This window comes from Campylobacter concisus, assembly GCF_902460845.1.
Lineage (GTDB): Bacteria > Campylobacterota > Campylobacteria > Campylobacterales > Campylobacteraceae > Campylobacter_A > Campylobacter_A concisus_X.
This window is the reverse complement of sequence record NZ_CABPVS010000005.1, coordinates 247,147-264,763: the sequence shown is the minus strand read 5'-3', so window position 1 is coordinate 264,763 and position 17,617 is coordinate 247,147. Positions and strand designations below refer to the sequence as shown.

Here is a 17,617-nt window from a genome sequence, read left to right as displayed (position 1 = left end):
GCTCATAACCCGAAGGTCGGCGGTTCAAATCCGTCCTCCGCAACCAAATGCCTATTTTATCGATGTTTGAAACACTTTTTAAAATGCTTAAATTATTCTGAAATTGATTTTAGTAAATTTTCGATAGTTTCTTTAGATTTTTTAACGTTTGCAGTAATATATTTTTGTGTTGTAGTGATGTTTGTATGCCCTAAAGTAAATGATACTTGCTCGATCGGAATTTTTAAATAATTAATTGAATATGTGCCAATTAAATGCCTTATATCGTGAAGTCTGATTTTAGGAAGATTATTTCGTTTAAGAAGTGAAGACCAGCTTTTACGCAAATCTTTAAATTTATCGTTAGTCATAGGATTAATAAAGACATAATCGTTTAGCCTATTTTCTTTCTTAGCTATCAAAAATCTTTTATAAAGACGATTAAAAAGTTCATCGCTCATTTTATAAATCATATTTCTTTTGGCCTTATTAATTTTAAAAGGGATCATATAAGTCCTGGTCTTAAAATTTATATCGCTAAATTTTAGGCTTAATACTTCATTCTTTCGTCTGCCATGAAGTAGAAAAAAGAATATATCAGAGCTTGCATCGGTATTTTCACAAATAGCCTTAATAAAGCGTTTTTGAATAGCGATCGAGTAATCAAAATACCTTTTATTATCAAACTTTGGCAGCTCGATAAAATCGCAAGGATTTTTATTTATTAACTCCAGTTTTATACCTAGCTTGAAAATAACCTTTAGCTTTGCAACGATATTCTTAATAGTCTTTATCTTGTAATCTTGCTTGATAAGATCATTACAAAACTTTTGTATATCGATAAAATTTATATCTTCTATTTCTCTTAAGCCAAGCGAGTTTTTAAAATGCTTATTATAAGTAGCTATATCGCTTCTTAGAGTAGTTGGACTTAAAATAAGCTCATAAAAGCTAATGTAATTATTAAAAAGCTCATTTAGTGTCATCAAAAAGACCTTTATCAAATGCGCAGCCTAAAACGTATTTACCCAAATTACTATCAACTTGATTTCTAATAATCTGTCTTTTATTTTTTATATTTTTAAATAAACTTAAATCAAAATCATGAAAATCAGAAATAACAAAATTTTTAATTAACTTACTAGATTTTTGAAAAGACTTTTCAGAAATATAGAAATTTGACCAAAATAAATGACGAGAAATTTTTGCATTATAAGAAATCAAAGGATCATAATAAGGAATAACGTTTTCAACAACAAACTTATTTTTACAAAAAGTTTTTAAAAAACTTATAAGGGAATAAAGCCTAAAATCAGGCAAAGAACGACTATTAATAGTATTTTGATTTGAAAAATTAACCCTTGAATGAGTTTGACAAGGTGGAGAAGCCCATATAAAATCAAATTTATCATAGTTATTGGCAGCATAATCAAAAGCATCACAAATAATAACTTTATCAGTGGGAAATCTAAATTTATAAACATCGGCAATAGCTGGATCAAACTCAACAGCAGTTACATCAATATCCGATAATACATCATTCCATAATAACCTATTACCGCCAATGCCAGCAAATAAATTTAAAATTCTCATTACATTATCCTTTTCAAAACTCATTACAAATCAAAAATCTATCTACAAAGCTATCAATATCAGGAGCATTTAAATCGTGCTTTTTATGATAATGTGTGAAGTTATCTAATTCCCTATCAAGCATTAAATTTTCAACATAAGCTAAATGCTGGGCATTTACATCACCGCCCAAGCTCTCATAGTAATTGACTAGCTCGTAATCTTTCATTCTGCTTACTGGTTTAGGCTTTTCATCGCTTTTAAAAAGCTCATCGCAAAGCTTTAAAATTTGCCTTTGTTTTAAATTAGTGCCAAAGCTTTTTATTTCATCTTGTGCGTTTTCATCTTTTTGGCTATCAATTTTCAATCTATCGTAAAAATTCATAAGCCTACCACTTATATAATGCTCTAATCTGCCATTTAAATAAATAATCTCTTCTTTGTTGAAAGGCAATTTTATATATATGTAATCATCTTTTTTATTCCACTCGAGTATTGCTCTATGATCGTTTGTTAAGTCGTTTAAGTGATAAAAGTCTTGCATCGTGCTAATAAAATTAATCTTCCTATATACCCATAATGGCACTTTAGTGCGTGAGCTTATAAATCTTCTTACTTTGTGCTTTACATACCAGGCTGAAAGCTCGTCAAAATCTTGCGTTTCTTTTAGGTTAATGAAAGTCTTTTGGATATACTTCATAACATAGCCACTAGGATTATTAATACTAGTTTGAAAGCCGTTTAATTCGCCGTTTTTCTTTTGCTCGCTTGTGATAGCATTTGTTTTTAAGTTTTGCGGAGCATAAAAAATATCAGTATAAATTCTTTTCATAAAGTCTATTGTGTGAGCTGGGACGTAAAATAAAGCGTGAATGTGTGGCACGCCGTCTTTTTTGTGTGGCTCAAAGCACCTTATATAGCTTCTATCAATATTTTTAAATTTTCTTGAATATCGCATAATAAATAAATTCCATTGATGATTAAGAACGGCTACTAAATCAGAAATACTTAAAGGCACTGAATTTTTAGCCTTATATTTAACTTCATCAGGCAAATATCTATAATCAATCGGCATAAATTTAGAATAATCGCCATTTAATGCACCCCTAAAGCAGCCGTTAAGAGTGATGGTTAAAAATACTGGGACTTGAAAATAATCAATAGCAAAAGAGCTAAACACATTTACGCGGTTAGACACTTCGGCGTAATATTTATCGCTAAAGTTGGCCGACATTGAAATGTCTAGCAAATTTCTAACCTGGCCATTAACATTAACAAAAGAGAAAGAGCGCATATATTCCCTTTGGCTATCAAGCTTTGCTTGGCAAAGCTCAACGTCAAGGGGAGAAACACCATATAAATTTCTCGCTCGCATAATCGCTTCCTTAAACGTAAGAGTTTTTTATTAATTTGACAAGGGCAGCCATTGTGGCGGACTTCGTCCGCCCATGGCAGCCTTTTTTGGCTACGCCAAAACACATATAGGCGAAAGGGGTGTTTTAAACCCAAAAAGCATATTAGCTGCACGGCTCGATTAAGCAGAATGTGCCAATAAGCTTTATTTCTCGCCTTTTGTAGGGGAAATCCCCTACACCCCTAAAACATTAAATAATTTGAATTGTGAGCGTTAGAACAGAGTTTATTTCGCTGTCTTGCTCGACTGAAAAAAGATACTTTAAAAACCATATATCTTTGAGGATAGGCACGCCATTACGTTGCTTAGAAGTAGTCGTTTTATTAATACCGCTAAGAACTAGAACGTCGCCACGCTTTAAAGAATACGAGCTTTTAAGCTCCTTTTTTGAAACAATGGGCGTTAATGATGTACTTTGAGAGAGAATATCTTCAAGTATTAAATGTAAGTCAAAATCAATGTGATCAGATAAAATGATAGGCTTTAAATTTATCTTTAAACCAATGTCTTTATATTCGTAACTATCAGTCTTTTGATAATTTAAATTAGATATATCAGTTTTTGAAACTAAATAAGGGATATTTTGAACGGAACTAAAATAAACTTCGGTGTGATTTTTTGCCGTCAATACTGGCGATGAGATAATTTTTGTAATGCCATTTGTGTCAAGAAAATTTAATATGCCAAAAAAGGCACGATCATCATTTTTAATAATATTTGAATTAGTAATATAAGGGGAAGTAATCAGATTAATATAATAAGCTAAATCGCCGTGATTAAGTGGCTTAAGCAAGCCCTTTAAATTTGTGCCTAAATCTTTAATGTCTTTTAGATTTGTTTCAGTGATAGTCAGTTTAAATGTTACTTGCTCCAGGCTCTTATCAATCTTTGAAATGGCTTCTTTAATCTGATCAAATATATAGTCATCAGCCCTAAAGAAAACCGAATTAGAAGACGTCGAATAAGTAGCATTTAAATCAAACTGGCTAAGAATTTTATTTACATCATCGTAAACATAATTCTTTAGCTCGATACGCCTAAGATCATAATCAGGCAATTTTTGAGAGCTTACGTAGTAGAAATTATCCTTTTTATAAAGGTATAAATTCTTAGCTTCAAGCATTTTTCTAAACATTGCAATCGTGATCTTAACTTCATCTTCATAGATAAAATAATATTCGCCCTGGTGTATGCTTTCATCAGTTACAATGGCTATATTATTAGCCCTACTAGTAAGACGTGCGAAATCTAAAAGATCAGTATAAATTTCGGCAGCAAACAAGCTATTTAAAAACAGCAGCGGAAGAACTAGGAACTTGATTAAACTTTTCATCGGAAACACCTTTGTTATTTTTTGAAATTAAATTTTGGAAAACTGGCTTGTCAAATACATAGTAGTACTTGACAAGCTCGTGAGATTTTGGCTCGTAATAAAAATATAATGGCGTATACATTGAAGATATGTAACTAAGTAATGATAATGGGTATAAATGATAGTCGTCGTCAAAATGGCAAGATGAATTAACGCAAGTAATGTTATATATATAAATTTCTGGCACATCGGAACTATTTTTAATGTTATTTTTTGAAGTGTCTTTGAATATATCTGGAAAATCTGAAATACTATTTTTTTGAGAATTTGAAAAAGAAGTTTTATCTTGATTTGATAAATTGTTTTCGGTTGGAGTATCGCTTTTAAAAATAGACATAACAACAAAATAAAAATAAAGTAAAAGAAAAATAAAAACAACAATAGCTAGTAAAAAATAAAATCTTACAAATGATTTTTTATTTGAACTTTGTCCAGAGTGGTATAAATTAAATACTTCTTCAAGATATGGAATATTAATAATCTCTAATCTATCTTTTTTATAAAGCCTATAAGATGCAAAAACTTCATAACGAAATTTCTTTGAAAATAATCTTTTTGCGCTATCGACAGCCCTATAAAATTTTTCTGCTATACGTTTATATTCGTTATTGACTAAGGTTAAATCTTGAGTAATTAAATAAATATCCTGGTATAAATGGCGATGATATGTAAGCCACCAAACTAAAATTTCGTCTTTCTTGTCTTTAAAAAAGTTATGACACTCATCAAGAACAAATACGCAACCATATAAATTTAACTCTTTGGCTTTTTCATTAACTTCGTTATCGGTTGCACCAGTCTTATATAAAGCATATAAATTTCTTAAGCCTAAATAGAACTTATCAAAATCAAACTTTTTAAATTTGTCGGATAACTCAAACTTAAACTCATTTATATTTGTATAGCAAAATAAATAACTAGGCTTTTCTTTAGGCTTAACAAATTTAGATAAAAATGTTTTCTTTGGCTCAAATAAAAAGGTCTGATAAATCATATATACTGCGTAATATGTTTTACCGCTTCCAGGATTGCCAACTAAATAAGTAATCATTTTTAAAGCTTTGCCAAAATAAATGTAACAAGAGTTTCACGAACAAATCTAAAAACAGTAATGCCAATTTTTGTCGCATAAATTACAAAGAAAGAAAGAAAAATAGGCGAAAATATAGAAAACACATCACAAAAGGCATTCCAAGCACCAAGAGATTTTAAAATAGAAAAGGCAGTCGTTACGATCTTTTCATTGCCTACTGAAAGATTATTGACATAATCAATAATATAGTTAAATTTAGAATAGATGAAGTTAATAATATAAATAACAGCAGCGGCATAAGATAAAACAAGAGTACCTAAAATTACGTTAGTAACAACCATTTTAGAAAATGTAATTGCTTTAAAAACAAAATTAATAGCATTTTCCCATTTAAAAAAGCGAAAGAATAAAACAATAGTAGCTATAATTGCTTGCATATCTTACCACCCCATAAAAGTAAAAATAAATAGCTTGGCTATTAAAAATAAAAACAACAAAAAGAAAGCTACAAAGAAAAAGACATAAAGAGAAGAAGCAATCGGCGAAAGAATACTACAAAAATCAAAGACAACTTTTTTACTAAAGAAAAACATATCTATATCAAAATTTAAAGGGCAAGTGTTAGGAATACCGCCTTTTTTTAAGCTCATTAAATTTCCATCTTTGATTTTTGAGATAGTATCATTTAAGCTTTTTTTAATACCATCAATAGGCTCAAAAAGATTATTAATATTTTCCTTATACGTATTTGCGAGATCAGCGGTTCTTTCTTCAAGCTCGCCATAATCTATATTGCCAGGTGTGGCGTTTTCAGAATTGCCGTTTCCTTGTCCACCACCTGAGCCGCTACCTGAGCCGCCACTTGATCCGCCGCCAGTACCACCAGATGAACCGCCACCAGTGCCGCCACTATTGCCACCAGAGCCGTTATTATTGCCACTCGAGCCGTTATTATTGCCACCGCTAGAACCGCCGCCATTTCCAGGCGTAGAATTGTCTTTATTCTTATCTTTGTTTGGATCTTCTTTGTCTTTGTCTTTATTTGGATTTTCCTTGTCTTTATCCTTATTTGGGTCTTCTTTGTCTTTATCCTTGTCTTTGTTAGAATTTTCTTTACTTTTATCAAATTTGAAAGTAATCAATCTTTCATCTTTGCAATGTGCTTGAACAATATTAGGTTTGTTAGGATCCCAAGCATAACCAGGATTATAAGAAGAGCCAATACCAGCGCAGTAACACCTTGCAATATCATCTATTGTTAAAGCACTCGAGCAATCTATACAAGTATAATCAGAAGTAAAGAATTTATGATTATCTTCATCAGTACAATCAACTACACAAGCATTAGTTTGAACATTCCATAATTGACCAGCTGGACAAGAATCGACGCATTGCATTGTATCAGTGTTAAATTCTTGATTTAGCTTACATCTTGCAACTTCTTTGGGATTGAAAACAATAAAATCATAATAAGTAAACACTGGGTCTTTAGGATAATCAGAAGCAACAAAAAATTCATAATCACCAACACCACCACGCTGGCCAAAGCGACCAACTCTACTATTGCCACCTATATAAACATGACCAAAACCAACATAAAAACCTGGCTTATGTGAGCCAGCAAAATAATAAGCTTCTTGTCTAATTGTAAAAGAATAGATAAAGTAATAACCAGTTTCAGGCGATCTAAGACCATAATAATTATTACCTTTTAAAAATTTGCCATCGATAGGCTTGAAAGCGCTAGGCAAATTATAATCACGCATAACCCAACATAAGCCATCGCCATCGCAATTTTTAGAAAAAGCAAAAGAGCATAAAATAGATAAGAAAATGAAAAATCTAATTAGAAATTTCATCACAAAGCCTTAAAAAAATCTTTTTGTTAAAAGAGTTAAAGCAGCACAAATCGGTAAAGATAAGACCATAAACCATATAAAGATAGAAAAGAAGTAATCAAAAGACGGAACACCAATAACATCAAACATTTTAAACACCTTTTTTAAATTCTCGAGAGAATTATGAAAATAAACAAGCAAAGCAAGAAACCGCATAAAGTCCCAGTCATAGACATCAAGAAGTTATATTGCTCTATTGTTAAGTTAAGAAAGACTTTATCCATAAATTTAAACCCCAAAAAATTACTGACGCACTTCGTTTGTCGGCTTAAAGCTTTGCTTTGCACTCTGCTTTAAGCTTTAAAATTTATGTGCTAATTTTTAAAAAGACTAAAAGCAGAAGTAATGGCAGTAACACAAGCAAAAAAGACAATTACAATAGCAAAGAAAGAATTTAGAAAAAATCCTAATTTCGTAACGTCTATAAAATCAAAATACACTTTTAACCTTTTTAAAAATTAGCCCCCAATAAAGGGGGAACAAGCTATTTTAAAAGAGAAAGACCTTTTTTAACAGCAAAAATTGTAGCCAAAACAACAATAACCGCACCAGCTACGCCCATAAATGGAGTAATATTAAGATCGCCAGTTACTGTGCCATCTGCACCCATTGTTATACCAGCTGCAAGAGCATTACTTGACATTGCGCCAACAGCAGCAACACCACCTAGAACCTTAGCTTTAGTAGAAGAAAGAAATTTTTTCATCTCTAACCCTTTTTGTTTAAATTTAGTAGCCTTTAACTACTTATCTAAGGAAACACGGACTTAAATAAGTAGTTAAAGGGGATAGACCCCTTTATTTATTTATTTTCAGGTTTTTTTGCAGGCTTTGTATCAAATAGGAAGTATTCAACTGGATTAGCGATCGTAATTATTCTTTGATCGTTAGGGAAGCCACCTTCAACCGGTATTTCTTCGCCTTTTTTAAATTTTTCTTTTATTGCAGCCGCTACAAGTCCAGCGGTATTATTATCTGGGCAGATTATTTTAAAAACAACTTTTTGCTCTACTTCATCGGTAAAGCCAGTCTTTTCATTAACAACGTCATAGATATTTGATGAAGAAATACGAACAGAAGAAGAGTAATCATTACCTTCAAACTTACCAGAAGCCGAACTTCTAACAAGACCACCCCTAAGAACATACTTTAAATCATATTCAGATTTAACGATTTGCATTTTTAACACCTTTTTTTAATTTATTTTTTTGAAACACCATTTAACATAGCCCCGAAAAGGTGTTTCGTCCAAACGGGGCTAAAATAGTTTAATGCCATATTCAGGGCAAAATTTACATTATTTCGATAAAATCGAAACATATGTAAGATTTACATATTTTCAACAGGTAAATATTACATAATATAAAATTAAATAATGCTTAAATATGTAAATTTTACAGGTAAAAAAATGACAAATGCAGAAATCGCGAAAAAACTAAAAATAGCCGAAAAAACAATATACAACTGGCGAAAAAATAGAAAAGAATTATTTGAAGTTATAGAAAATGGATTAAATTTAAAGGAAGATAAAGAAAACTTATACGTAAATGTTACATATAAAGAGCTAATCGAACTATTAGAAAAACTATCACAGCAAGAAATTCAATACTACATTTCAGACATAAAAACAAGAATTTTAAAAAAAGAGATAGATAAATGAAAAAATTAATAATACTGATACTTACACTAATAAATTTAAATGCACTCGATACATTTAGGCAGCCAAATATATTAGGAAAATGGCAAATAACTACACCGGAAAAAAACAAAATTTTATTAATGGGAAAAATGAGAAACGACGTTATAGTAGATTTTAAATTTGACGGAAGTTTATATGTGGAAAATGAAAATTTTTCAAGTTATCTTTGGGAAAGCGGATTAAATGATACGATAATCACATATAGTAGAAGCGACAAATTTAAAAGCCAAAAATTTTCAGAAAAAAGATTTAAAATAATAGATCAGATAAATAATAATTGCTACCTGGCAAAGATGTATCAAACGAATGATAATATAGTTTTATGCAGATACTTAGAAAAACCAAAACCACAGCCAATACAACAGAAAAAGAAAATAGAAATAATAATGAAAAATAAGTAGTTATTTTTTAAGCATAAACAAGTTTAATATCAAGAGCATTTACAACCTTAAATATGCTTTCAAATCTAGGTTTTGACTTTGCTATATAAAACAAAGCCCTTTTAAATTCTTCGATATCGCCATAAACCAAAACTTGATTTAAATATTCTTTTCTAAGTTTATCGGTTGTTAAATAGTCTTCTAGATTAAATTTTGTAAATTCTTCTTTCAAGATCAAACCTTAGATATTTTTACACCAGCCCAAGTTACTAAAACAGCAAAAACAACTATTAAGAATAAACCAAATATTGACATTATAATAATCCTTTCATTTCTTTTAATACGTCTAAACATGCTTTTAAAAGATAACAAAATAAAATACTTACCAAAAAGATTGCAATGGTAGAGCAAAAATTTAAAATAAACCCATTTTTATCAAAATTAAGAAAGATAAAACCTATTAAACCAGCATCTAAAAGTAAAAGCGTGGTAAGAAAAGGCTTTAAGAAATCGAGTTTAATTTTTAAAAACTCCCATAAATTCTTATTTTCCATAACTATCCTTTGCAAACATTATAACATAAAATAAGTCCTTAACGCTCATAACCCGAAGGTCGGCGGTTCAAATCCGTCCTCCGCAACCAAATGCCTCATATCTTTATCATTTAAAAACTAAACGCCAACTCCCACACCATCACGTATATCATCTACATTTAGATGTATGTAATGTAAGCTACTTTTAATATCTGAGTAACCCATAAAAGCCATCAGTTTATGTGCATAAATCCCTTCAAACTCACTAACCTAGAAGCCACTGTATGGCGTAATACGTATAGTCCGTGAGTGTTGTTTTCTCCCTTATATCCTACAATGGTTTCTTACAGACCACCATATACGATTTGCTGTATCGTGGTTTAGATGAGTTATAGGGCACTTGTTTAAGGGTAGGTCTTTGCAGTTGTCATAAGCCCCTTGAGATACCCAGTAGTAAGCCATACGAAGCACTTGGTCGTCTTTTGTTTCGGTAAAGAGTTTACGAGCCTCTATTTTACTTACGCTCTTAGCTATTTCTAAGCGTTGCTTTATGGCTTTGAAGACTGGAATAGTTTTGTTTTAATATGTAAAAAGAAAGATTAGTAAAAATAGGTTTCATAACTTTTAAATATAAAAAGAGAAATTCCCATCTACTATATGTTTTATGGATTATTAGTATAAATTTAAAAATGCAGGAGGGGCGAATGCCCCTAATTATTATTTTAAAGTTTGGATGTATTCAGCTACTGCTTTTGCATCTTCGTCGCTCATTGGAGTAGCGATTGGTTTCATCATAGCGCCAAGACCAAATTTATTTGCTCCTGTTTTATAACCCTTTAGTGCCTCTTCGATAGCTGCTGCATCAAGAGATGTTAAAGCTGGAACTTTATTATTAAATATTTTTTCAGCTTTTGCACCATGACAGGCGATGCATTTTTTGTAGATAGCAGCACCATCTGCAGCAAAGGCAGCAGTTGAAAGTAGAGCTGCAACGCTAGAAACAATTAGTAATTTTTTCATTTTTCATCCTTTGTAAAAAAGTTTGTGCATTATAGTACAAAAAGGTAAATTCGCAAGAAGCTAGTTAAAATATTTTGGCTATAATCACCAAATGAATAAAAATGAGCCTATTAAAGCACTTTTTCTGGATCGAGACGGCGTAATAAACGAAGATGCTGGATATGTTTACGAGATAAAAGACTTTAAATTTATCGATGGCATTTTTGATGCGTTAAGAGAATTTGCTGGGGCTGGCTATAAACTCTTTATCGTGACAAATCAATCAGGTATCGGAAGAGGCTACTATACGCAGGAGCAGTTTGATACTCTAAATAAATTTATGCTTGAAATTTTCAAAAAAGAGCAAATTTTTATCACCAAAGTCTACTTTTGCCCACATGCCCCAGAGGCGGATTGCGCTTGCAGAAAGCCAAATCCAAAAATGATACTTGATGCAAAAGATGAGTTTAACATCGACCTTGAAAACTCGCTCATGATAGGCGATAAGCCAAGCGACGTCGAGGCTGGCAAAAGAGCAGGTGTGGGCAGAAATTTCTTACTTAATGGCATAAATTTTAAAAATGTAAGAGATGTTTTAAATAAGCTAAAAAAGGAAAAATCACTATGAATTTAAATGGAAAAAAAATAGTTATAACTGGCGGTGCTGGCTTTATCGGCTCAGCCTTGGCGCATTATTTTGATGAAAATTACAAAGACGCTCACGTGCTTGTCGTGGATAAATTTAGAAACGACGAGACATTTAGCAACGGCAACCTAAAAAGCTTTGGCCATTTTAAAAATTTACTAGGCTTTAGGGGCGAAATTTACGCCGGCGACATCAACGATTCTAGCACGCTTGAAAAGATAAAGAGCTTTCGCCCAGACGTCATCTACCACGAGGCAGCGATCTCAGATACGACTGTAAAAGAGCAAGACGAGCTAATAAAAACAAATGTAAATGCCTTTGTAAATTTGCTCGATATCTGCGAGAGTTTGGGGGCAAAGATGATTTACGCTAGCTCAGGTGCCACTTATGGCAACGCAAAGAGCCCACAAACCGTTGGTGAGTGCGAAGCGCCAAATAACGTTTATGGTTTTAGCAAGCTAAGCATGGATAATATCAATAAAATTTACGCAAAGCGCGGCGTGAGCGTGGTTGGACTGAGGTATTTTAATGTCTTTGGCAAGGGCGAGTTTTTCAAAAACAAAACTGCCTCGATGGTGCTTCAGTTTGGCTTGCAAATTTTAGCTGGCAAGACCCCAAGACTCTTTGAGGGCAGCGACCAGATCAAACGTGACTTTGTTTACATAAAAGATATCATTGACGCAAACATAAAAGCACTTGATGCGCCAAGTGGTGTCTATAACGCAGCTACTGGCAAGGCTAGAAGCTTTCAAGATATCGCTGACATCTTGCAGCGTGAGATCGGTGTAAATTTAGGTAACGAATATATCAAAAACCCATTTATTGGCTCATATCAGTTTCACACAGAGGCCGACGTAGCCCCAGCTCGAGAGGCATTTGGCTTTAGCGCTACTTGGAGCTTGGAAGAGGCGATAAAAGACTATTTGCCAGAGATAAAGAGAATTCATAAGGAAGAGCTAAATGGCTAAGAGAGTTAAAATTTTAGTCGTCGGCGATCTTATGCTGGACCACTATATCTGGGGTAGCTGCGACCGTATCTCGCCTGAAGCGCCAGTGCAGGTGGTAAAGATAAATAACGAAACCTACACGCTTGGTGGCGCTGGCAACGTGGTGAGAAATTTGCTCTCACTTGGCGCAAACGTGAGCGTGGCTAGCGTTTTGGGAGATGATGAGGCTGGCAAAAAGATAAAAGAGAGGCTTACTGAGCTAAACGTAAAAGATGAGCTCATACTCACCGAAAAAGGGCGTGAAAGCTCAATAAAAAGCCGTATTATGGCATCGCACCAGCAAGTTGTCAGGATCGATAAAGAGAGCGTTGTTAAGATAAATTTAGAAAATGAGCTCGTCTTAAAAGTAAAAGAAAATCTTGCAAATTTTAAGGCTGTCTTACTAAGCGACTACGGCAAAGGCGTGCTTAGTGAGAAGGTCTGCCAAGAGATCATAAACGAGTGCGTGAGGCTAAATATCCCAGTACTTATCGACCCAAAAGGCAGCGACTACTCAAAATATAAAAACGCAACCCTTCTAACTCCAAATAAAAAAGAGGCGAGCGAGGCTACAAATTTAAAGATAAAAGACAAGGCCGAGCTTGAAAAGGCGATAAAACAGCTAAAAGACGAGCTAAATTTGACCTATTCGATTATCACGATCTCAGAAGAGGGCATCGCGCTATATGACGACAAGCTACACATTTTTGCTGCCAAGGCAAAAGAGGTCTTTGACGTCACTGGCGCTGGAGATACGGTGCTTGCCACACTTGGCTATATGCTGGCAAATGGAGCTGATATAAAAGAGGCGATAAAGATAGCAAACCTCGCTGCAGCCGTCGTCGTAGCAAAGATAGGTAGTGCAACGGCTAGCTTTAGCGAGATCGAGCAGCTACTAAATAGCTCATTTGGGGCAAATTTCGAGCACAAGCTTAAAAGCGTTGAGGAGTTAGAAGAAATTTTGAGCCAAAAGGATAAGAAAAAGGTTGTTTTCACAAATGGCTGCTTTGATATCTTGCACGCTGGACACGTAAAATACCTAGCGCGCGCAAGGGAGCTTGGCGATCTTTTGGTCGTTGGGCTAAACTCGGACGCTTCAGTTAAGAGGCTAAAAGGCGATGAGCGTCCTATAAATTCGCAAGATGATAGAGCCTGCGTGTTAAGCGGGCTTGGATTTGTCGACTATGTCGTGATTTTTGACGAGGATACTCCTTTAAATTTGATAGCAAAGATAAAGCCTGACGTGCTTGTAAAGGGGGCTGATTATAATGGCAAAGAGGTCGTTGGCAGCGAGATCGTAAAAGAGGTTAGGCTCATTGACTTTGTCGAGGGCAAAAGCACAACAGGGATAATAAAAAGGATAAAAGATGCTAAAAACAATGATAAAAAATGAGCTCGAGGCTCACCAAAATACCTTTAGCAAGCACGTAAATTTACTTGATAGCTTGGAGCGTGCTTGTCAGATGGTGGCTGATACGCTAAAAAATGGCAAAAAGGTGCTGATATGTGGTAACGGTGGCTCTGCGGCGGATGCTCAGCACTTTGCAGCCGAGCTAACTGGCAGATATAAAAGTGAGCGTCAAGCGCTCCCAGGCATCGCGCTAACTACTGATACTTCGGCGCTTACGGCCATTGGCAACGACTATGGCTTTGACTATGTTTTTTCACGCCAGTTTGAGGCTTTGGCTCAGCCAGGCGACTTGCTCGTGGCGATCTCAACTAGTGGCAACAGCAAAAACGTCCTTGAAGCGATAAAAAGTGCTAAAAAAATGGGCGCATCAGTGCTTGGACTTAGCGGCAAAGGAGGTGGCGCTATGAATGAGTGCTGCGATCTAAATTTGGTCGTTAGCTCAAGCGACACTGCAAGGATACAGGAGTCGCACATATTTTTCATTCACACGATCTGCCAGGCCGTAGATGAGGCTTTTAGGGGTTAAAATGCAAGAAGCGATGGATGAATTTTTAAAAGAGCCTAGTCAGCAAAATGAGATAAATTTGATAGCAGCTTTGAAAAAGGCTAGTTTTTTTGCTCCGGTGCTTTTAAACCAAGCGCTAGCAAAGCCTGATGGTGGTGTGGTTTATGAAGAAGAGGGCTCAAATATCAAATTTATCCTGCTTGAAGATGAGGGCGAGAAGCTTAGCTATTTTCCGGCATTTACAAGCAAAGAGGCGATGAAGCTTTGGCGAAACGACAGCGAGCAAGAGAGTGTTGAGATAGGTCTAAAAGAGTATCTAGCTATCCTAAAAGAGAGTAGCTACGCTGGAGTCGTGATAGATGCTTTTAGCTACGATTTTATTCTTAAAAAAGATCAGATAGAAAAAATTTTGAACTAAATTTTGCTTTATAAAAAGAAATTTTTGTTTTACTATAGCGATCTTTCGCGCTGCACAAATTTGCTATTTAGCAAGTTTTTATCAATTATTGGCTAAAATCAGGCAAGCTAAATTTAAGGAAAAAAATGAAAGACAATCTACTTGAATTAACTCAAGATATCGCATCTGTTGATATCGAAGAGTCTATAAAAACTAGCTATCTTGACTACTCCATGAGTGTCATTGTGGGACGTGCTTTGCCTGATGCTAGAGACGGACTAAAGCCAGTTCACAGAAGAATTTTATATGCTATGGATAATCTTGGCGTTGGTAGCAGAAGTGCTTATATGAAGTCAGCTCGTATCGTCGGTGAAGTCATCGGTAAGTACCACCCACACGGCGACACAGCAGTTTATGATGCACTTGTTCGTATGGCCCAGAAATTTTCTATGCGTTATCCAGTTGTTGACGGACAAGGAAACTTTGGCTCGATCGACGGCGACAGCGCAGCTGCGATGCGTTATACCGAAGCTAGAATGACTATGCTTACTGAGGAGCTTTTGAAAGATATAGACAAAGACACGGTTGATTTTGTGCCAAACTACGACGACAGAGAGATCGAGCCAGATGTACTTCCAAGCCGTGTGCCAAATTTATTATTAAACGGCTCAAGCGGTATTGCTGTTGGTATGGCGACAAATATCCCGCCACACAGCCTTGATGAGTTAATAGATGGTCTTTTGCTTCTTCTTGAGAATAAAGAAGCGACACTTGAAGAGATAATGGAATTTATCAAAGGCCCAGACTTTCCAACTGGTGGTATCATCTTTGGCAAAAAAGGCATAATAGAGGCCTACCGTACAGGTCGTGGTAGGGTCAAACTAAGAGCCAAAACTCACATAGAAAAAAAGCCAAACAAAGATGTCATCGTTATCGACGAGCTACCTTATCAAACAAACAAAGCTAGACTTATCGAACAGATCGCCGAGCTTGTAAAAGATAAGCAGATAGATGGCATTAGCGAGGTTAGAGATGAGTCTGATAAGGACGGCATCCGCGTAGTCATCGAGCTAAAACGCGACGCGATGAGCGACATCGTGCTAAATAATCTCTTTAAATCAACCACGATGGAGAGCACTTTTGGCGTTATTATGCTTGCTATTAATAACAAAGAGCCAAAGGTATTTAACCTTATCGAGCTACTTAAGCTATTTTTAAATCACAGAAAAACCGTTATCATTAGAAGGACGATATTTGAGCTTGAAAAAGCGCGCGCAAGAGCCCACATCTTAGAGGGTCTAAAGATCGCACTTGATAACATCGACGAGGTGATCGAGCTTATTAGAAATAGTGCTGATACAGCCGTTGCTAGAGAAGGCTTGATGAGTAAATTTAATCTCTCAGAGCTTCAAGCAAACGCTATCCTTGATATGCGTCTAAGTAAGCTCACAGGCCTAGAGAGAGAAAAACTAGAGGCCGAGCTGGCCGAGCTTATGGCTGAGATCGCAAGACTTGATGAAATTTTAAAGAGTGAGACACTGCTTGAGAATTTGATCAAAGAAGAGCTTTTAGAGATCAAAAATAAATTTAAAGTACCAAGGGTTACTGAGATCGTTGATGACTACGATGACATCGATATCGAAGACCTCATACCAAATGAAAATATGGTCGTAACCATAACTCACCGCGGCTACATCAAGCGTGTGCCAAGCAAGCAGTACGAGAAGCAAAAACGTGGTGGCAAGGGTAAAGTAGCGGTCACGACATACGACGATGACTTTATAGAGAGTTTCTTTACTTCAAATACTCACGACACGCTTATGTTTGTGACAGACCGCGGACAGCTATACTGGTTAAAGGTCTACAAAATCCCAGAGGGAAGCCGCACGGCAAAGGGCAAAGCAGTTGTAAATTTGATCCAGTTGCAGCCTGATGAGAAGATTAAAGCGATCATCCCAACGACTGACTTTGACGAGAGCAAATCGCTAGCATTCTTTACTAAAAACGGTATCGTAAAACGCACAAATTTAAGCGAGTTTAAAAACATCCGTTCAGTTGGCGTAAGAGCGATCAGTCTTGATGAGAATGATGAGCTAGTAACTGCGCTCATCGCTCAAACATATGATGATATGCCGGTGACTGACCCTGAAAATGAGCTAAGCGTTGAGACTGAAGTACTTGAGATAGAAGAGATACAAAACGAGATCGACGAAGACAATGCAAACGCCGAAGAAGACGCAAACTCAGGCAATGAGACAATGCTATTTGTAGTGACTAAAAAAGGTATGTGTCTTAAATTTAAGATTAGTAAGGTTCGCCAAATGGGAAGAACTGCACGCGGCGTAACTGGCATCAAATTTAAAGAGCCAGGCGATGAGGTCGTAGGCGCAGCAGTCATCGAAAGCAATGATCAAGAAATTTTAAGCATATCTCAAAAAGGTATCGGCAAGCGCACAACCGCTGATGAGTACCGCTTGACAAATCGCGGCGGTAAAGGCGTCATCTGTATGAAACTAACAAGCAGAACAGGCGATCTGATCGGTGTTGTGATGGTTGATGAAGAGCAAGATCTAATGGCTCTAACATCAAGTGGCAAGATGATCAGAGTTGATATGCAAACCATCCGCAAAGCAGGACGTAACACAAGTGGTGTGATCGTTGTAAATGTCGATGGCGATGATGTTGTAAGTATTGCAAGATGCCCTAAGGCAGATGATGGCGAGGACGAGGACGAAGCACCAAGCGAAGATATGGGGCTTTTGGAATAAATTTTGCTATTAAAATTTAAATAAAA

General features: G+C 35.3%; 20 protein-coding genes. 8 read left to right on the top strand and 12 right to left on the bottom strand.

The features are described 5' to 3' along the window. Window positions 1-92 precede the first annotated feature (92 nt). The 9 genes from F3H00_RS08355 to F3H00_RS08315 form a co-directional block, all read right to left on the bottom strand. Window positions 93-965, bottom strand: coding sequence for a tyrosine-type recombinase/integrase (locus tag F3H00_RS08355; RefSeq protein WP_148822323.1), 873 nt, complete (start codon window positions 963-965; stop codon window positions 93-95). Next, window positions 952-1,572 carry a DNA cytosine methyltransferase gene (locus tag F3H00_RS08350; protein WP_187422167.1) on the bottom strand — a complete coding sequence of 207 codons (621 nt, stop codon included), beginning with the start codon at window positions 1,570-1,572 and terminating at the stop codon, window positions 952-954. The genes F3H00_RS08355 and F3H00_RS08350 overlap by 14 nt, the downstream gene beginning before the upstream one ends. Window positions 1,573-1,585: 13 nt before the next feature. Continuing rightward, on the bottom strand, window positions 1,586-2,926 hold the full coding sequence (locus tag F3H00_RS08345) for a rolling circle replication-associated protein (protein WP_148822321.1): 1,341 nt from the start codon (window positions 2,924-2,926) through the stop codon (window positions 1,586-1,588). Window positions 2,927-3,155: 229 nt separating this feature from the next. Beyond that, window positions 3,156-4,298: a type II secretion system protein GspD gene (locus tag F3H00_RS08340; protein WP_054196520.1), complete on the bottom strand. Its 1,143-nt coding sequence runs from the start codon at window positions 4,296-4,298 to the stop codon at window positions 3,156-3,158. Continuing rightward, window positions 4,249-5,388, bottom strand: a complete 1,140-nt coding sequence (locus F3H00_RS08335; protein WP_148822320.1) for a zonular occludens toxin domain-containing protein — start codon at window positions 5,386-5,388, stop codon at window positions 4,249-4,251. Before F3H00_RS08335 ends, F3H00_RS08340 begins: the two co-directional genes overlap by 50 nt. Before the next feature lie 2 nt (window positions 5,389-5,390). Further along, on the bottom strand, window positions 5,391-5,807 hold the full coding sequence (locus F3H00_RS08330; protein ID WP_187422166.1) for a hypothetical protein: 417 nt from the start codon (window positions 5,805-5,807) through the stop codon (window positions 5,391-5,393). Window positions 5,808-5,810: 3 nt separating this feature from the next. Then, a complete protein-coding gene (locus tag F3H00_RS08325; RefSeq protein WP_149703807.1) occupies window positions 5,811-7,229 on the bottom strand; it encodes a hypothetical protein in 1,419 nt (472 codons plus the stop codon). A 523-nt stretch (window positions 7,230-7,752) separates the two neighbouring features. Beyond that, on the bottom strand, window positions 7,753-7,974 hold the full coding sequence (locus tag F3H00_RS08320) for a hypothetical protein (protein ID WP_149703806.1): 222 nt from the start codon (window positions 7,972-7,974) through the stop codon (window positions 7,753-7,755). A gap of 95 nt (window positions 7,975-8,069) precedes the next feature. Beyond that, a complete protein-coding gene (locus F3H00_RS08315; RefSeq protein ID WP_103577280.1) occupies window positions 8,070-8,447 on the bottom strand; it encodes a hypothetical protein in 378 nt (125 codons plus the stop codon). A gap of 228 nt (window positions 8,448-8,675) precedes the next feature. On the opposite strand from F3H00_RS08315, the gene F3H00_RS08310 reads away from it, so the two are divergent. Both F3H00_RS08310 and F3H00_RS08305 read left to right on the top strand, forming a co-directional pair. After that, window positions 8,676-8,927, top strand: coding sequence for a DUF1828 domain-containing protein (locus F3H00_RS08310; protein ID WP_085657447.1), 252 nt, complete (start codon window positions 8,676-8,678; stop codon window positions 8,925-8,927). Further along, a complete protein-coding gene (locus F3H00_RS08305; protein ID WP_107770436.1) occupies window positions 8,924-9,367 on the top strand; it encodes a hypothetical protein in 444 nt (147 codons plus the stop codon). Before F3H00_RS08310 ends, F3H00_RS08305 begins: the two co-directional genes overlap by 4 nt. A 7-nt stretch (window positions 9,368-9,374) precedes the next feature. Here the strand turns inward: F3H00_RS08305 and F3H00_RS08300 are convergent, their stop codons facing one another. The 3 genes from F3H00_RS08300 to F3H00_RS08290 all read right to left on the bottom strand — a co-directional run bounded on the left by F3H00_RS08300 (window position 9,375) and on the right by F3H00_RS08290 (window position 10,899). After that, a complete protein-coding gene (locus F3H00_RS08300; protein WP_148821916.1) occupies window positions 9,375-9,578 on the bottom strand; it encodes a helix-turn-helix domain-containing transcriptional regulator in 204 nt (67 codons plus the stop codon). Window positions 9,579-9,660: 82 nt separating this feature from the next. Further along, window positions 9,661-9,900: a hypothetical protein gene (locus tag F3H00_RS08295; protein WP_072594132.1), complete on the bottom strand. Its 240-nt coding sequence runs from the start codon at window positions 9,898-9,900 to the stop codon at window positions 9,661-9,663. Between the two features lie 696 nt (window positions 9,901-10,596). Further along, on the bottom strand, window positions 10,597-10,899 hold the full coding sequence (locus F3H00_RS08290) for a c-type cytochrome (RefSeq protein ID WP_107784929.1): 303 nt from the start codon (window positions 10,897-10,899) through the stop codon (window positions 10,597-10,599). Between the two features lie 91 nt (window positions 10,900-10,990). Between F3H00_RS08290 and gmhB the strand changes: the two genes are divergently transcribed. The 6 genes from gmhB (at window position 10,991) to gyrA (ending at window position 17,591) form a co-directional block, all read left to right on the top strand. Next, window positions 10,991-11,506 (top strand): D-glycero-beta-D-manno-heptose 1,7-bisphosphate 7-phosphatase, encoded by a 516-nt coding sequence (gmhB, locus tag F3H00_RS08285; RefSeq protein ID WP_107784928.1) that lies wholly within the window; start codon window positions 10,991-10,993, stop codon window positions 11,504-11,506. Next, complete coding sequence (rfaD, locus tag F3H00_RS08280; protein ID WP_148798468.1) at window positions 11,503-12,492, top strand: ADP-glyceromanno-heptose 6-epimerase; 990 nt, start codon at window positions 11,503-11,505, stop codon at window positions 12,490-12,492. Before gmhB ends, rfaD begins: the two co-directional genes overlap by 4 nt. Continuing rightward, complete coding sequence (gene rfaE1, locus F3H00_RS08275; RefSeq protein ID WP_148798470.1) at window positions 12,485-13,903, top strand: D-glycero-beta-D-manno-heptose-7-phosphate kinase; 1,419 nt, start codon at window positions 12,485-12,487, stop codon at window positions 13,901-13,903. Before rfaD ends, rfaE1 begins: the two co-directional genes overlap by 8 nt. Next, complete coding sequence (gene gmhA / locus F3H00_RS08270) at window positions 13,878-14,447, top strand: D-sedoheptulose 7-phosphate isomerase (RefSeq protein ID WP_148798472.1); 570 nt, start codon at window positions 13,878-13,880, stop codon at window positions 14,445-14,447. The genes rfaE1 and gmhA overlap by 26 nt, the downstream gene beginning before the upstream one ends. Window position 14,448: 1 nt before the next feature. Next, entirely contained in the window at window positions 14,449-14,844 is a 396-nt protein-coding gene (locus tag F3H00_RS08265) for an SseB family protein (RefSeq protein WP_148798473.1), read from the top strand. Window positions 14,845-14,969: 125 nt separating this feature from the next. Next, on the top strand, window positions 14,970-17,591 hold the full coding sequence (gyrA, locus tag F3H00_RS08260) for a DNA gyrase subunit A (RefSeq protein ID WP_148798476.1): 2,622 nt from the start codon (window positions 14,970-14,972) through the stop codon (window positions 17,589-17,591). The last annotated feature ends 26 nt before the right edge of the window (window positions 17,592-17,617 follow it).

What these genes read in the sequence shown, in the direction of transcription:
- F3H00_RS08345 (WP_148822321.1), bottom strand. Translation starts at nt 2,926, where the DNA reads ATGCGAGCGAGAAATTTATATGGTGTTTCTCCCCTTGACGTTGAGCTT.
- F3H00_RS08310 (WP_085657447.1), top strand. Translation starts at nt 8,676, where the DNA reads ATGACAAATGCAGAAATCGCGAAAAAACTAAAAATAGCCGAAAAAACA.
- F3H00_RS08340 (WP_054196520.1), bottom strand. Translation starts at nt 4,298, where the DNA reads ATGAAAAGTTTAATCAAGTTCCTAGTTCTTCCGCTGCTGTTTTTAAAT.
- F3H00_RS08325 (WP_149703807.1), bottom strand. Translation starts at nt 7,229, where the DNA reads ATGAAATTTCTAATTAGATTTTTCATTTTCTTATCTATTTTATGCTCT.
- F3H00_RS08320 (WP_149703806.1), bottom strand. Translation starts at nt 7,974, where the DNA reads ATGAAAAAATTTCTTTCTTCTACTAAAGCTAAGGTTCTAGGTGGTGTT.
- F3H00_RS08315 (WP_103577280.1), bottom strand. Translation starts at nt 8,447, where the DNA reads ATGCAAATCGTTAAATCTGAATATGATTTAAAGTATGTTCTTAGGGGT.
- F3H00_RS08295 (WP_072594132.1), bottom strand. Translation starts at nt 9,900, where the DNA reads ATGGAAAATAAGAATTTATGGGAGTTTTTAAAAATTAAACTCGATTTC.
- F3H00_RS08290 (WP_107784929.1), bottom strand. Translation starts at nt 10,899, where the DNA reads ATGAAAAAATTACTAATTGTTTCTAGCGTTGCAGCTCTACTTTCAACT.
- gmhB (WP_107784928.1), top strand. Translation starts at nt 10,991, where the DNA reads ATGAATAAAAATGAGCCTATTAAAGCACTTTTTCTGGATCGAGACGGC.
- rfaE1 (WP_148798470.1), top strand. Translation starts at nt 12,485, where the DNA reads ATGGCTAAGAGAGTTAAAATTTTAGTCGTCGGCGATCTTATGCTGGAC.
- gyrA (WP_148798476.1), top strand. Translation starts at nt 14,970, where the DNA reads ATGAAAGACAATCTACTTGAATTAACTCAAGATATCGCATCTGTTGAT.
- rfaD (WP_148798468.1), top strand. Translation starts at nt 11,503, where the DNA reads ATGAATTTAAATGGAAAAAAAATAGTTATAACTGGCGGTGCTGGCTTT.
- F3H00_RS08355 (WP_148822323.1), bottom strand. Translation starts at nt 965, where the DNA reads ATGACACTAAATGAGCTTTTTAATAATTACATTAGCTTTTATGAGCTT.
- F3H00_RS08305 (WP_107770436.1), top strand. Translation starts at nt 8,924, where the DNA reads ATGAAAAAATTAATAATACTGATACTTACACTAATAAATTTAAATGCA.
- gmhA (WP_148798472.1), top strand. Translation starts at nt 13,878, where the DNA reads ATGCTAAAAACAATGATAAAAAATGAGCTCGAGGCTCACCAAAATACC.
- F3H00_RS08335 (WP_148822320.1), bottom strand. Translation starts at nt 5,388, where the DNA reads ATGATTACTTATTTAGTTGGCAATCCTGGAAGCGGTAAAACATATTAC.
- F3H00_RS08265 (WP_148798473.1), top strand. Translation starts at nt 14,449, where the DNA reads ATGCAAGAAGCGATGGATGAATTTTTAAAAGAGCCTAGTCAGCAAAAT.
- F3H00_RS08330 (WP_187422166.1), bottom strand. Translation starts at nt 5,807, where the DNA reads ATGCAAGCAATTATAGCTACTATTGTTTTATTCTTTCGCTTTTTTAAA.
- F3H00_RS08350 (WP_187422167.1), bottom strand. Translation starts at nt 1,572, where the DNA reads ATGAGAATTTTAAATTTATTTGCTGGCATTGGCGGTAATAGGTTATTA.